Below are 13,722 nucleotides of genomic sequence, written 5' to 3' on the forward strand. Positions count from 1 at the left end.
TTCAGTGAAGTTCATTCTAGCTATTTTCGCAGTTCTCACTTTGATGGTGGGTTGCAGTTCAAAACCACCAAGTTCACGTTATATTATCAACTCCATCAATACGGCCGACCTGGATAACTCTAAATCCATCTCCCGCAACGAATTTAAAATGTATTTCCAGGGCCGCTACAGTCAAATTGATGCGGGGGATACCGGCCGAGTGCCGGCAAAAAAGCTTTGCCCAGGGATCCTGGCTCCCAAGTTTTGTGAGGGTGCAGATACCAATAAAGACGGCATTATCACTCTGGATGAGCTGTTTAATCGTTTAGACCGCGAGTTTGATCGTGTGAACGTCGATAAAAAGCCTGATTTGTCGTACAAAGAGTTCCATCAAGCACTGTTGCCTTAAGGCCTCAGTCCCCTTGTATAAGGGGGCCTAATCAGTAACTTCTTGCCTATTTTAGTAAACTTTCTTAAAAAGTGCGCCGGCCCTAGGCGCCGTTAAGAAAGTTTTTTGATATGTCGTTCGTTTCTTTCGTTCTAGTTTCTGTATTTGCTCTGAATGTATTTGCCGCTGAAATTCCTGATTTTCTAAAAAATCCGTTTGCTGCGACAATCACTTCCACACTTATTCTTCCTGAAAGCAATAAAGCCATTATTCGCGGATCAGTGACGGTTATGCCGTCTCGTAAAACGGTTCCTTTGATGGAACGAGTTTCTGATTTCAATTACAACTATCGCCTGCGCGCAGATCACACGGCTCCGCTTGTGTTCATCATTCCAGGAACGGGTGGAACTGCAGAATCCGCAGCAGCTTTAGTGCTGGCTGAGCAAATGTTTAAAATCGGTTATCACGTTGTGACGGTGGATAATCCATTCTCTTGGAAGTTCACAGTTGCTGGCAGCAAAAGCGGTTTGCCTGGTTTTACTCCTCGCGATTCAGCAGATCTTTATGCAGCTCTTTTGAAAACGACGAAAGCACTTAAGGCTGATCACGGTATCAAACCCCGCAGCTTTAACTTGATCGGTTATTCTATCGGTGGCTTGCAGGCGCTTTTCATGAAAAAGCATGACGACCAGGCAGGCAATTTCAAATTCGCGAAAGTTTTAACGATCAATCCTCCGGCTGACTTACTTTTCGCAATTCAAAAATTGGATCGCTTGGCAGAGCTTGAGCAAAAGCTGACAAAAACTGAAAAACAAAATGTTGGTTTCAAAGTTCAGCGTGTGACTGATTTGGTGATGGGCAATAAGATTGATCTTAAGAACCCTCGTCAAATTGATCAGGTGTTTAAGCAAGAAGCCTTCACTGATGTTGAAATGGCTTACCTGATCGGCAAAGAGTTCCGCGACAGCCTGGGTGACTTGGTCTTTGCTTCCCAGCAGGTTCATGATCTGGGTATTTTGAAAAGCCCGGTAAGTAAATACAAACGCAACGCTCGCAATGCTGAAGCTCGCGCTGTGCCTTTCGTGCGCTATATGAATCAGTTCCTTCTTCCCAATTTGAAACGCACTCAAGGTGCGGACTATTCGGTTGAACAATTGAATCACGACGCCAGCATCTATCAATTCGCTGATTATATCCGCGAGAACCAAAATCTGTACTTCATCGACAGTGCGGATGACCTGGTTTCTAAGACTGAAGATATCGCATGGATGAAGACTCAATTCGGAGACCGCGCTTTTGTTTTGCCATTCGGTGGCCACTGCGGATTCTTTCAGGTACCTGCGTTTCAAGGACGCTTACAGAACATTTTCAAATACTAAGTTGGAGTCAGTTTTGGAGCATGTTCATATCCGGTACATGCTCAAAAGTTATCATTATCGCTTCAAGTACCCGGAATCGGGTGCTTTTTTTATTTAAAAAATCATTCTCACAAAAATTAAACTACACCTGATCCCTGCCGATAGTGAATTGAATCGATCTGTCGGGAACGCATCTTGCTTTAATCATCAAGTACGTGGGGGGCCATGTGAGAAAATTAGTACTTATAGTTTCAGCTCTACTGACAATAGTGGGTTTTCAGAATTGCGCTGAGCAAAGCTATAATTTTGCTGAGACTGACGGCACCTCGAGCGCTGGAGTCACTCCAGCAACTGAATCCAAAAGCCAAAGCTTTGCTTCACAATCCACAGCTAAATCTATTGATATGGTTTGGGTGATCGATAACTCCGTATCAATGGTGCAGAATGTGAATCGCGTGAAAGCGAACTTCAAAGCCTTCGTTGAAAACCTGGATAGTAAGATTGATATCCGTGTTGCTTTGATTTCTCGTTCTGAGGCGTCTAGTATCAACACGCAAATCGCATTGGCTGACTATACATCGAATGGTAAGCAAGTTCATTTCATGGTGCATAGTTATAACCCGATGCTGGTGGCAGCCCTTTCAACGTGCCCAGCTTCGCCAGACAAAAGCGATGTGCTTTGCTCGACTCTAAAAGGTAACAGCCGCTATGCGGATGCTTATGGCTCTTTAAACTCGTTCTTTAGAAGTGGTTCACAGAAAGTCTTTGTCTTTGTTTCAGACGACGACTCAAGCAACGTGTCTGCGAATACCAGCATTCAGTATGACTCGGGTACGGATCCCAAAAGCTATGATAATATCAAAGTGTCTTCTTTGACAGAAAACGTGGACTATATCACGCCAGCCACTTTCCAGGCGCGTATGACGAAAGCGTTCGGCAGCGCCACAGCAGTTAAAAGCTTTGGTTTCCTAGCCTACGATAAAGCCACCAGCCCTTGCTTGGCTCGTCCAAGTGTAAACTATCAGTCTTTGATTAAAAGTTCCGGTGGGGCGCACTTTAATATCTGTAACTCTGACTGGAGTTCAGCGTTCAGTACTCTGACATCTCGTGTGATGGATTTTGCTAAAAACACCTACGTGGTGGCGGACGATTCGTTCCTAGGTATTGATTACGTTGAGCTTAACGGTTCCAAACTTGTCGCAGACAAAGATTTCTCGGTGAGTGGTAACACGATCACATTGAATTCTTCGCTCTTATCTCAGGTTGGGAATTACTCAATCGTGGTGCATTATGTGCGCGGTGTGGTTGAGAAATAGATTTTAGTTTCACTTTAAAAAGAAAAACCGGAAGCCTGATAAGCTTCCGGTTTTTTGTTTTTCAATTAGTAGCGCTCGATCGCAAATACTGCGCGGCAACCTTTGTCGACCCAGATATAATTTCCAGTGAGACCAAAGTTTCTATTTTGTTCACAACGAGTGTTAGAACGTTGCTTTGCCAAATAGAAATTGCGGATGCCATATGGATCAACGTAGCAAGTGTTGTAACGGTTGCCTTGAGATTCACAAGTCACGTATTCAATACGTGGTTGGCTAGGTGGACGAGGCGGGTTGTATGGACCACCATGGCCAGGATTGCCAGGGTATCCTGGATTTGGACGAGGACCACGGTCATCGCGACCGTGGCCGCCACGACGATCATCACGGTCATCACTACGGCGGTCACCACCACCACGACGATCATCAAATCCTGGGCGGCGAGGAGCAGAGATCTCTTCACTGTCAGCATAATCAAAATCATAAGCATGTGCCGTGTGAGCCAGTGCGCAAAGTGCAATCACAGATAGAATCATTCTTTTCATATCATCTTCCTTTGTAAGTGGTGTCTTTCTGACGATAACGTCGTTTCGAGAATCCTTATTGCGAGGACCATGCCTATTCTTTCTGGGGTCATAAAGAACCATTTAGTTTGCCTCACAAAACAATAATTACTTATACTAAGGAGCATGAAGATTTCTAAAATTCTCTCTTTCCTCATCAGCATTTTCATTCTTGGTGTCGCGTGGTTTTTCAGTATAAATCAGCCCTTTGAATCAGCGACGCTGAAAAGAGAAAACATCGCGCTATCACCACGCTCTCGCGAGGAAATGCAGCTATCTTTAAGGTGTGTGGGCTTTACTGGAAGCTGTGAGATCCCAGAAGCCGGTTTGAAACTTGTGATGTCTTTCGAGGGTTCGCAATTCGCAAAACCCATCCCAAAATTTTTGAATATCAGCGGCTTCGGAGACAACAAAGGCTGGGGAACTCAAACACATTACTTTGGCCACCGAGTGTTGACGATCACAAACCAACAAGGAATTGAAGTGGCAAAATTCCACCAGCGATTGTGGAATACTGGTGCCTACGCCGACTTCAGCCAGCTCCTCGCATTTGATTTGTCCGCCAAAAAACTTTTCATCTCTGCCGGCCCATGGGGCTTTAACAGCACGCAAGACATCGCTTACGTCCTTACTTTTTAATATATGCTTTCACATGGTCAATGAACGCACGAAGCTTGGGTAGGATTTGTGAGCGGCTTGGATAGTATAAGTAAAATCCTTCGCTCTCTGCTGCATAGCTTGCCAAAGCGATCTCAAGTTTTCCGGATTTTACTTTTTCTTTGATGTTTTCTTCAGCAGCATAAACTAAACCGTGACCCGCTGTAGCGGCATCTAGCATCAAGTTTGAATCACTAAAGATCAAATTGCCTTTGACGTGCACTTGAAAGTCTTTGCCGCGCTCTTGGAACTCCCAGCGATCATACAAGCCTCCGCCCAGGCGAATCAGAATGCAGTTGTGGGATAAAAGATCGCGCGGTTTTTTAGGGCGGCCATGTCTGTCGAAATATTTTGGAGATCCTGCAACCACAAAGCGAACTGGGCCATAAAGTTTCGTAGCGATCACATCCTTTGCCAAGATATCTGACAGTCTAACGCCAGCATCAAAGCCGCTTTCAAAAATGTCGCTCGCATAGTCTTCCAAATAAAGCTCTACAGTGACCTCCGGATACTTTTTGATAAAGCTAGAAACGATGGGTTCCATAAAAGAATGATAAAGCGAGCGTGGCATATTTAGGCGCAACAAGCCCGAGGGTTTGGTCCCTAAAGTTCCAACGCTATCCATCGCATTTAGAATTTGATCGAGTGCAGGCCCGGCTTCAGACAGAAAACGCTGACCTGCCTCCGTTAAAGAAGTTGCGCGGGTCGTACGCGTCAATAGAGTCACTCCCAGTCGTGTCTCAAGTTGGCGAATCATCTGACTGATGGCGGAGGGGGAGACGTCGAGCTCTGAGGCTGCTGCGGTGAAGTTACGCTTCTCTGCGACCAATTTCAAAGCCAGCAGGCCATCTAATCTGTTCTTATCCATTATGAAGCACTCCTTAACAGCACGTGAAGCAAACCCCTATTTTTCTTAATGAACATCAGGGCTATTCTTTTGGCAAAGGTTATCTCATAAATCAGGGAGAAATAGATGATTCAAGCAAAAGGCATGGCAGCCATGGCTGCTAAAGAAGCGTTGGTTCCATACTCATTCGAAAGACGCGAGCCTAAAGAGCACGACGTTGTTATCGACATCAAGTACTGTGGCATTTGCCATTCCGATATTCATATGACCCGAGAGGAATGGGGAGCAGGATCTCCCTTTCCCATGGTTCCAGGGCACGAGATCGCAGGCGTCGTTCGTGCGGTCGGCAGCAAAGTAACAAAGCACAAAGTCGGTGATCACGTCGGTGTCGGTTGCTTGGTCGACTCTTGTGCAGATTGTGCGCATTGCAAGCAAGACCTTGAACAATACTGCGTTGAAGGACAAACGGGAACCTATGGCGCGATGGAGCGTGACGGCTCTGCAGTCACTCAAGGCGGATATTCGAATGTGATCGTCGTTAAAGACGACTTCGTTTTGCAGATTCCAAAATCGCTTCCACTGGATAAAGCAGCTCCACTTCTGTGTGCAGGTATTACTCTTTACTCTCCACTCAATCACTGGAAAGTGGGCCCGGGCAAAAAGGTCGCCATCATGGGTCTTGGTGGTTTAGGTCATATGGGAGTGAAAATCGCACGAGCGATGGGAGCTGAAGTCACAGTACTAAGTCATTCGGAAAAAAAACGTGAAGACGCGCTGAAGCTGGGTGCGCATCACTTCCTGGTTGCAAAAACACAGGACGTCTTTCAGCAAAATGCCGCAAAATTTGATTTGATCATCAACACGGTCTCTTCGGCAGATATCGATATGACTAGCTATTTCAATTTATTGAAATTAGATGGAACTATGGTCTCTGTAGGGGCACCGGAAAAACCTTTATCCATAAATGTCTTTCCGTTGATCATGATGCGCAGATCTTATGCGGGTTCGGCAATCGGTGGGATCAAAGAGACACAAGAGATGCTGGACTTCTGTGCGAAGCACAACATCACTCCAGAGATCGAAGTTATCAATCCATCTCTGGTGAATGAAGCCTACGAGCGAGTCCTAAAAAGTGATGTGCGCTATCGCTTTGTTCTGGATATGGGAAAAATCTAAGTAAGGGGAGTTTGAAATGAAAAAACGTCAATTAGGAAAAAGCGGATTAGAAGTATCAGCCATTGGTTTTGGCTGTATGGGTTTAAGTTTTGGCTATGCAAATAAGCTAAGCCACAGTGACGCCGTTAAGGTTGTGCAAGCAACTGCCGAGCAAGGCGTTACATTCTTTGATACAGCGGAAGTTTATGGCCCTTATACAAACGAAGAAGTCGTGGGTGAGGCCTTAAAGCCGATTCGCGATAAAGTCGTGATTGCGACTAAGTTCGGTTTTAAAACGGGTGCCTGGACAGAACTTGATAGTCGTCCTGAGCATATTCGCGAAGTCTGTGAAGCATCACTGAAACGCCTAAAAACCGATTACATCGATTTATTTTATCAGCACAGAGTTGACCCCAGCGTTCCTATGGAAGATGTCGCAGGCACAGTTAAAGACCTTATCAAAGAAGGTAAAGTAAAACACTTTGGCTTGTCTGAAGCTGGCGTCGCGAATATTCGTAAAGCCCACGCAGTTCAACCCGTGACAGCTTTGCAAAGTGAATATTCTTTGTGGTGGAGAGAACCTGAAGATCAAATCATCCCGACTCTTGAAGAACTGGGAATTGGTTTCGTTCCTTTCAGTCCTTTGGGCAAAGGTTTTCTAACAGGCAAGATCAATGCCGATACAAAATTCGGTGAAGGGGATTTTAGAAATATTGTTCCTCGCTTTAGCGAAGAAAATCTTAAAGCCAATCAAGCCTTTGTGGATCTGCTAACTTCGATTGCGAAAGAAAAGAATGCAACGACAGGACAGATTGCTTTAGCATGGATCTTAGCGCAAAAACCTTGGATTGTTCCTATTCCTGGCACAACCAAAGTGGAACGCATGAAGGAAAACTCTTTAGCGGCCGATATTCAGTTGTCGGCAAGTGAACTCCAAAGAATTGAACAGGGAGCTTCGCACTTAAAAGCTCAAGGCGCACGATATCCGGAGCATTTACAAAAACGTATCGACCGCTAGGGTTTTTGCTTTCAAAACAAAGTGAGGCGCATCTATATCTGGGTGCGCCTTTTTATTTTTAAGTGATTCCTTCTCAAATTACTCAATACCTTCATCCTTAATTCTTACGTGTGTTTATAAAACCAACCTCTAGATCTAGCGGTTAAACGACACAATTTTCCCAATATTACACTGTCGCAAGGCACCCTGCTGTAGTTGCACAAATCAACCGCAACACTGTGAGGGTCGATGACTAAAAATTTCGTATTAACACTGATGATGATCTCCACCGTTGGTCTTGCTACCATTTCTTGTTCTAAAGCCGAAGGTGATCCAGCATACACAGAGCAATCTTTAAGCTCAGACGGCGATTCCCAAAATACTTCCCAAAATTCTGAAACTGCCGAATCCGATTCCGAAGATATCGTTGAACATATTCACGAAGAATATGGAACTATCAATACAGACATTCAAGAGCTTGGTTGTGTGAAAGCGACGACGAAGCAAGAGAGTGCAGTAGAGCTTGGTTTAACAAAGAAAGATCAATTCCTTGCTCAATGTGCGGAAAAAACGGGGAACTCTGCTTGGTGTAACCAATTGGTTCGTCCTAATCCAAGCAGCTACAACAAGTTTTCTTGCACTTATGGTTCTGAACAAGAACACGTTTTGGTTCATCCAGATGAATGGACTTGGCAATTTCCTATTGAAGCCGTGAAGATTATTAAAGATCTTGAAGCTAAAGGTATTTCAGTTGCGATGATCTATAACTGGTGGAGACCGGAACCCTACAATAAAAACGTAGGTGGTGCAGCTGGCAGACATCCTTATGGAACTTCTGTGGACGTTCGTTTCTCCAGCAACTCGATGGCAAATGTTGCGTTCAAAGAACTTTGCAAAATGCGTAAAGCAGGTCGTCTGCGTGCGATTGGCCATTATGGAAGTGCTTCACTTCATATCGGTGTCGGCGATAAAATGGCGAACACTTGGGGTAAATACTGTAACTAAGACTTTGAAAAAGAAAGGCGCCCGGGAGGCGCCTTTTTTAGTTTAAGAACGTTTCAACTGTTGAATCACCTGATCCAAGGTGCTCAAAAACTTTGAACGGTCCTTTTTATCCATCGGGGCAGGACCGCCGCGTACTTCACCCATATGTCTTAAATTCTGCATAAGCTCGCGGGTGGCGACGGCAGAGCCGATACTGTCTTCTGTAAACTCAATGCCTTTTGATCCAATGGCGCGCACCTGTTTTTTTACGCAGCGTTCAGCCAGCAAAATGTCGGCGGTGATCACGATATCGCCTTTTTGTGCATGCTCCACAATCCAGTCATCAGCGGCATCAAAATCAGTCGAGGCCACGATCATTTGCACACGAGAATCCTGCGGAACATTAAGATATTTATTCGCAACTACAAACACTTTCAGTTGATAGCGTTCCGCTACCTTATAGGTTTCGTCTTTTACAGGGCAGCCGTCAGCGTCGATATAGATGTCTAGCATTTCTAAACACTAACATGTACTATCCAGCCATGCCACATTTAGTACCAAGCTTTTTGACCCTTGTGATTGTTATCTCAGTTGCGCGTTTCTTTGGGATGCTCTTTCGCAGAATGGGTCAACCCTCGGTGATGGGCGAAGTTCTGGGTGGGATTGTTTTGGGCCCTTCCGTAGTGGGCTACTTTTTCCCGGGATTTACCGCTTCAGTTTTTCATCCCGAAGCCATGGTGTTCCTAAAAAATATCGCAGAAGTCGGGATCACGCTTTATCTGTTTGTGATGGGGCTTGAAATGGATCTGCCCCGCTTACGGCAGTCCGCTAAATCCGCAGTGTTGATTTCACAAATGAGCATCATCCTGCCTTTTGCCTTGGGACTGGCGCTGGCCTATCAAATCTATTCTGGGTACGCACCAGCAGGTATCGGTCATCTCGAGTTTTCTCTTTTTATTGGCGTTTCTTTGTCGATCACAGCCTTTCCGGTGCTCGCAAGAATTTTAGCTGATTCTCACTTACATAAAACTCGCTTAGGCGATCTGGCCCTGACCTGTGCAGCGATTGACGATATCACCGCGTGGTGTTTGGTCGCGGTGGTCACAGGACTTTTAGGATCCTCAATGGGCGGAGCCGCAATCACGATTGTCCTTACCGTCATCTATGTTGTAGCGATGATCTGGGTGGTTCGTCCTTTGATTGAAAAGTTTTTGCCTCGTTTGGAAAAGTCCTCGGAACGATTGCCTCAAGCGTTGTTAGCTGTGGCAGTTTTGGGTGCGATGGGTTCAGCAACTTTGACGGATCTCATCGGTATTCACGCTTTCTTTGGCGCTTTTATGTTTGGTGCGATCATTCCGCATAACAGCTTGATTGCAAAAGACACCACGGATCGTCTGCAAGACTTCGTGGCTATTTTATTTTTGCCGGCGTTTTTTGCCTTGACGGGTGTAAAAACCCAGCTAGGCCTTATTTCTGGAACAGACCACTGGTTGTTGTGCCTGACGATCACCGCACTTGCGATTTTTGGAAAATTTGGGGGAGCATTTGCTGCGGCAAAAATATCTGGTAACTCCACCAAGGATGCAACGGTCTTGGGGCTGTTGATGAACACGCGGGGCTTGGTGGAGCTGATCGTTTTGAACATCGGTCTTTCCATCGGAGTTTTGACACCGACTCTGTTCACGATGCTGGTGATTATGGCCCTGGTGACAACTTTCATGACCGGGCCGCTTTTGAAATTGGTAGATCGCCGCTAATTAACCAAAGATTTTATTAAAGTGTTCTTTAAGAGGGGTCAGGCTTAAGCCGGGCCCTTTTAGTTTGGCTTCACCGGAAAGATTACCCCAGGGTCCTAATTTAATTTTAGGAGTGATGGGATCATAACTTAACAGATGATCCGAGAAGGCCCCTTCCCAGAACAGGGGACGATGGGAATTCTTATGCAGGATTAAAAGCCCTGCGCGGGCCAAGAGCGACGTTTCGCCCACCTGACAGCCTAATCCCCAAAGAATATTATTCTTTTCAGCAAAGACCAAAGCTTCCTGTGTTCTTACCAGTCCACCCAGTTTTGAGATACGAACGTTTAAACAAATGCGTGAGAAATGTTTTTGATATTTCTCCAGGCCCGCCACGGTGATGAAAGATTCATCCAAGATCAAAAGACTTTTGGAGTTTTCTAAAAACTCGGTTTGCGCCTGGTGATTGTCGACCGCAAAGGGTTCTTCAATCGCCCAAACGGCAAAAGGTATTTGATTGAGGACGGCCTGCAGATCCTGAAAATTAGCAAAGGAGTTATTCGCATCCAGACGGATTTTAGGTTTCAAGAGCTTCGTTGCTGCGACCGCTGGATGGTTCAAAAACCGAATGAGTTCCTTAGCAGATTCAGGGGAGACCTTGATTTTAAAATCACGAAACCCTAGGAATAATCCGCGCAAATAGGTCTTAAGCATTTTTTTGGGAGTACCTAAACCGATGACCATAGTGTTCGGCGGTCTTTGGTGTTGAATGCTGCCAGAGAAAATATTTTCCACGGATTGGTTTTTAATTTTTCCGTAAAGATCCCACCACGCAAGTTCCAGGGCACAAAATGCACTGGGATTTTGATCAAGCCAAGTGCGGTCTTCTGCAATCAAGCGGCTTAATTCTTCAGGCGAACCAGCCTCAGCAAATTTCTGCACGCGAGGATCGCTTAAGAACTTCGCAACACTTTCTTTGGTTTCACCCGTGACATAGGGACGGGGGCAAGACTCTCCCAGGCCTTCTAAGCTGTTTGATTTCAAAGTCACCCACAGGGTGCTGGAAGCCTCGCGCTCGAACGTGGCGTGCGAGAATTTGATTTTAAATGGAATTTCGTCCATCGCAAATTTCAATTCTCTAGTCATGGCGCTGCCACTCTTGCCAGTTCGGCAGGATCTTGATGAAGTTCGTAAAAGTGTTTAAAGCCTTTAGTTTCCACTGCGCTTCGCGGATATTCTTTAAAGTGATTTCCTGATGTCCAAACTCATGGAAAAAGCCTTTTTTCATCGAGCGAATTTGGCAAGGCCCCAGTCGCAAAGATTCCCTTTTCGTCTGATATTCCATATTCTGGGCACACAAGGCCTCATCCAGGGCTTTTTCAATTTCCTGCAGGCGTTCACGGCCCAGTTCGGACTCGCAGAAAACGATATAGTGCGCTTTTTCTTCGTGGGCGATCATCATCATTTCTAAATGCAGATGATACTTTTTATTAATCAAAGAAACGGCTTCCAGAAATTGATTCTCGTAAAGCTTTTCGCCCGTAATGCTCGTAACCCCGGAACCTTTACGTTTAAATTTGATCAAAGGAATGCCTTCATGCATGCCCGTGACGGCAATGATGTCATTCATATGATAGCGATAAAGGCCCGCCGGAGTCGTGATGATAATCAGATACTCTTTTCCGACCTGCAGTTGATCCAGAGTTAAGATTTCGGGCTTCGCATCGCCATCAGAGTCGACCTCTTGAAACTCGAAGAAGTATTCAAAGAGTGAAGGCAGTTCGCCTTCATCATGGGGCATCGGCACTGCCATGCGGCCTTCGGAGGCTACATACCCAACATCTTTATACTGAACTGATTCAGCAAAACTCTTTTTTAGTTTCTCATAGGCAAGGCGGCAGCTACCACCTTGCCAGCAGCCGACCAAGCGAGTGTTGGGCAATAGATGTTTCAGCAGAATTTTTCCTTCGCGGGCTTTGATCTCACGAAGCACGGCAGCGCGTTCGGAATCTGCCGTGCACCGTTCTGCTATTTCTGCTTGTTCAGCAGCCGGAAGTTTATGCAACTCTGAAAAACCACCTTTTTCCAAGTCAGTGACTAATGAATCAAAGTGAGTGTTTGCCAGCTCTTCAATCTTTAAAAGAGTGGAGGGATTAGCGGCAGCAACAAAAGTGATGTCTCGCTGACTTAAAACCAAGCGCAAGATGCTTAAGTATTTTAAAGTCGGATCTTCCAATCCATAAATCATATAGGGCACAACATACATGTTCGTAAGCCAGCCGGGCAGACTCGCGTAAATATGCGCGGTCGTGGCTCCAACCTCTAATCCCGAGGGCTGAACTTTTTCAACCTTCTGGCCCGAGAATACCAGGAATTTTCCTTCAGTAAACCGCGGCTCCATCAAATGGGCATGATACAGCCACAAGGCCTGGGTTTTACGATAACTCTCAAGGGTAGAGCTTAAGATAGGGATTAACTTTGGCTGGCTCGTGGAGCCGCTGGTCTGCGTATAAAACAAGGGCTTAGGAGTGATCAATCCCCACTGACGGTGTAGATCTTGTTTTTCAAAATGAGCACGGAAGGCCTCATACTCCGCTAACGGAAAGGCTTTCTGAAAATCCTCAATCGATTTGATCGCTCCGGCGTTTTTCTGAGATAGGAATTCCGTCGTGCCGTTATCAGCAAGAATTTTTAAAAGAACCTGCTCTTGAGTTTGCCGTAGGTTTTTTCCTGCAGCGAAATATGTATTTTGCAACTTACTACCGCGACGGTGAACTGAAAATCTAATCAACGCTTGAAAAAGTTCCTGCAAGAATGCCGGACGGCGAATGAAGCCTTTTTTATCCAAGCCTTTGATAAAAGGCGCGCGCATTTGATCCATAAAGTTTTGCGGATAGTTCGGATTTTGCAACCCATAGCGCGCGGGTCCCTTTAGATCAGGTAAATAGTAAGTCCCAAAGAGCTGATCATAAATGCTGGTTTTATTGCCGTAGTTATTGTTTGACTGATGGATTTCGTAAGAATGATGAAAGCGATGAAGCTCTGGTCCCGAGATCAGGCGATTTAACCAGCCAAGCTTAATATCGATATTACAATGCTGGAAAAATCCATTCACTGAATAGAAAATAAAATACACCGACATGGCAAGGGGACTTACACCTAAAAACAAGAACAAGATCGATTCAAAACAAAGTTGGGCTACTTTTTCAATCGGATGAAAGCGGCCCACATTCCACCAATAAAGTTTAAGTGGGCTGTGATGGACCGCATGAATACTCCACATAAAGGGAATTTCATGACAGGCACGGTGCAACCAATAGCGGAAGAATTCGCTTAAGAAGATCAAGCAAATCACTTGTGGGATCAAGGGCCACTCATTCGGCCAAAATGCAGCCGAGGGAAATACACCTTGCTGCTGAAGGTATATGATAAAGGCTAATGCACCCGCTTCCACCAAGCGGCCCAGAAATGCGTGCACACCAAATAGGTACATGCCATCAAGCTTTGCCTGCTTATCGAAACCCACCCATTCTTTTTTAAAAGGTACCCAGTATTCGGCAATCCAAATAAGTGACGAACCAAATGCGACACTCAGTAAAGTTCTGGCGGGAAGAGAAGGAATAAAAGAGGATGACTGTGCAAAGAAGGCAAAGGATAACACGATAGTCAGTGGATAAAATGCATATTTTAGAAAACTCATGAAGCTCCCGAGATGCTGCATTTACCTCATCGGCGTTCCCAGACG

General features: G+C 45.5%; 13 protein-coding genes. 8 read left to right on the forward strand and 5 right to left on the reverse strand.

Annotation, left to right across the window (positions count from 1 at the left end):
• The first annotated feature begins 4 nt into the window (after window positions 1-4).
• From DOM22_RS04890 to DOM22_RS04900, 3 genes are all read left to right on the forward strand, one after another.
• Complete coding sequence (locus tag DOM22_RS04890; RefSeq protein WP_142699302.1) at window positions 5-388, forward strand: hypothetical protein; 384 nt, start codon at window positions 5-7, stop codon at window positions 386-388.
• 110 nt (window positions 389-498) lie between these two features.
• On the forward strand, window positions 499-1,746 hold the full coding sequence (locus tag DOM22_RS04895; RefSeq protein ID WP_142699303.1) for an alpha/beta fold hydrolase: 1,248 nt from the start codon (window positions 499-501) through the stop codon (window positions 1,744-1,746).
• A gap of 206 nt (window positions 1,747-1,952) precedes the next feature.
• The gene (locus DOM22_RS04900) at window positions 1,953-3,041 is read left to right on the forward strand and encodes a hemoblobin-interacting domain-containing protein (RefSeq protein ID WP_142699304.1); all 1,089 of its coding nucleotides are present in this window, start codon (window positions 1,953-1,955) and stop codon (window positions 3,039-3,041) included.
• A gap of 65 nt (window positions 3,042-3,106) precedes the next feature.
• Here DOM22_RS04900 and DOM22_RS04905 read toward each other — a convergent pair whose 3' ends face one another.
• Window positions 3,107-3,583 carry a DUF3011 domain-containing protein gene (locus DOM22_RS04905; protein ID WP_168196555.1) on the reverse strand — a complete coding sequence of 159 codons (477 nt, stop codon included), beginning with the start codon at window positions 3,581-3,583 and terminating at the stop codon, window positions 3,107-3,109.
• Window positions 3,584-3,727: 144 nt separating this feature from the next.
• On the opposite strand from DOM22_RS04905, the gene DOM22_RS04910 reads away from it, so the two are divergent.
• Window positions 3,728-4,240: a hypothetical protein gene (locus DOM22_RS04910; protein WP_142699306.1), complete on the forward strand. Its 513-nt coding sequence runs from the start codon at window positions 3,728-3,730 to the stop codon at window positions 4,238-4,240.
• Here the strand turns inward: DOM22_RS04910 and DOM22_RS04915 are convergent.
• The gene (locus DOM22_RS04915) at window positions 4,230-5,126 is read right to left on the reverse strand and encodes a LysR family transcriptional regulator (RefSeq protein ID WP_142699307.1); all 897 of its coding nucleotides are present in this window, start codon (window positions 5,124-5,126) and stop codon (window positions 4,230-4,232) included. The two genes, DOM22_RS04910 and DOM22_RS04915, sit on opposite strands and share 11 nt — an antisense overlap.
• 105 nt (window positions 5,127-5,231) lie before the next feature.
• Here DOM22_RS04915 and DOM22_RS04920 point away from each other — a divergent pair, with 105 nt between their 5' ends.
• From DOM22_RS04920 to DOM22_RS04930, 3 genes are all read left to right on the forward strand, one after another.
• Window positions 5,232-6,281: an NAD(P)-dependent alcohol dehydrogenase gene (locus DOM22_RS04920; RefSeq protein WP_142699308.1), complete on the forward strand. Its 1,050-nt coding sequence runs from the start codon at window positions 5,232-5,234 to the stop codon at window positions 6,279-6,281.
• A 16-nt stretch (window positions 6,282-6,297) separates the two neighbouring features.
• Window positions 6,298-7,278, forward strand: a complete 981-nt coding sequence (locus DOM22_RS04925) for an aldo/keto reductase (protein ID WP_142699309.1) — start codon at window positions 6,298-6,300, stop codon at window positions 7,276-7,278.
• 228 nt (window positions 7,279-7,506) lie between these two features.
• The gene (locus DOM22_RS04930; protein ID WP_142699310.1) at window positions 7,507-8,262 is read left to right on the forward strand and encodes a hypothetical protein; all 756 of its coding nucleotides are present in this window, start codon (window positions 7,507-7,509) and stop codon (window positions 8,260-8,262) included.
• Window positions 8,263-8,304: 42 nt separating this feature from the next.
• On the opposite strand, the gene DOM22_RS04935 is transcribed toward DOM22_RS04930, so the two are convergent.
• Window positions 8,305-8,754, reverse strand: a complete 450-nt coding sequence (locus tag DOM22_RS04935; RefSeq protein WP_142699311.1) for a YaiI/YqxD family protein — start codon at window positions 8,752-8,754, stop codon at window positions 8,305-8,307.
• A 29-nt stretch (window positions 8,755-8,783) separates the two neighbouring features.
• Here DOM22_RS04935 and DOM22_RS04940 point away from each other — a divergent pair, with 29 nt between their 5' ends.
• Window positions 8,784-9,998: a cation:proton antiporter gene (locus DOM22_RS04940; protein ID WP_168196556.1), complete on the forward strand. Its 1,215-nt coding sequence runs from the start codon at window positions 8,784-8,786 to the stop codon at window positions 9,996-9,998.
• On the opposite strand, the gene DOM22_RS04945 is transcribed toward DOM22_RS04940, so the two are convergent.
• Together DOM22_RS04945 and DOM22_RS04950 are read right to left on the reverse strand one after the other, a co-directional pair.
• The gene (locus DOM22_RS04945; protein WP_142699313.1) at window positions 9,999-11,123 is read right to left on the reverse strand and encodes an enolase C-terminal domain-like protein; all 1,125 of its coding nucleotides are present in this window, start codon (window positions 11,121-11,123) and stop codon (window positions 9,999-10,001) included.
• The gene (locus DOM22_RS04950; RefSeq protein WP_168196557.1) at window positions 11,116-13,677 is read right to left on the reverse strand and encodes a GH3 auxin-responsive promoter family protein; all 2,562 of its coding nucleotides are present in this window, start codon (window positions 13,675-13,677) and stop codon (window positions 11,116-11,118) included. The genes DOM22_RS04945 and DOM22_RS04950 overlap by 8 nt, the downstream gene beginning before the upstream one ends.
• Window positions 13,678-13,722 lie beyond the last annotated feature (45 nt).

The organism is Bdellovibrio sp. ZAP7 (assembly GCF_006874645.1).
Lineage (GTDB): Bacteria > Bdellovibrionota > Bdellovibrionia > Bdellovibrionales > Bdellovibrionaceae > Bdellovibrio.

Bases quoted from the DNA above. Each gene is read 5' to 3' on its own strand.
- DOM22_RS04895 (WP_142699303.1), top strand. From the start codon at position 499: ATGTCGTTCGTTTCTTTCGTTCTAGTTTCTGTATTTGCTCTGAATGTA.
- DOM22_RS04905 (WP_168196555.1), bottom strand. From the start codon at position 3,583: ATGAAAAGAATGATTCTATCTGTGATTGCACTTTGCGCACTGGCTCAC.
- DOM22_RS04910 (WP_142699306.1), top strand. From the start codon at position 3,728: ATGAAGATTTCTAAAATTCTCTCTTTCCTCATCAGCATTTTCATTCTT.
- DOM22_RS04915 (WP_142699307.1), bottom strand. From the start codon at position 5,126: ATGGATAAGAACAGATTAGATGGCCTGCTGGCTTTGAAATTGGTCGCA.
- DOM22_RS04920 (WP_142699308.1), top strand. From the start codon at position 5,232: ATGATTCAAGCAAAAGGCATGGCAGCCATGGCTGCTAAAGAAGCGTTG.
- DOM22_RS04925 (WP_142699309.1), top strand. From the start codon at position 6,298: ATGAAAAAACGTCAATTAGGAAAAAGCGGATTAGAAGTATCAGCCATT.
- DOM22_RS04930 (WP_142699310.1), top strand. From the start codon at position 7,507: ATGACTAAAAATTTCGTATTAACACTGATGATGATCTCCACCGTTGGT.
- DOM22_RS04935 (WP_142699311.1), bottom strand. From the start codon at position 8,754: ATGCTAGACATCTATATCGACGCTGACGGCTGCCCTGTAAAAGACGAA.
- DOM22_RS04940 (WP_168196556.1), top strand. From the start codon at position 8,784: ATGCCACATTTAGTACCAAGCTTTTTGACCCTTGTGATTGTTATCTCA.
- DOM22_RS04945 (WP_142699313.1), bottom strand. From the start codon at position 11,123: ATGACTAGAGAATTGAAATTTGCGATGGACGAAATTCCATTTAAAATC.
- DOM22_RS04950 (WP_168196557.1), bottom strand. From the start codon at position 13,677: ATGAGTTTTCTAAAATATGCATTTTATCCACTGACTATCGTGTTATCC.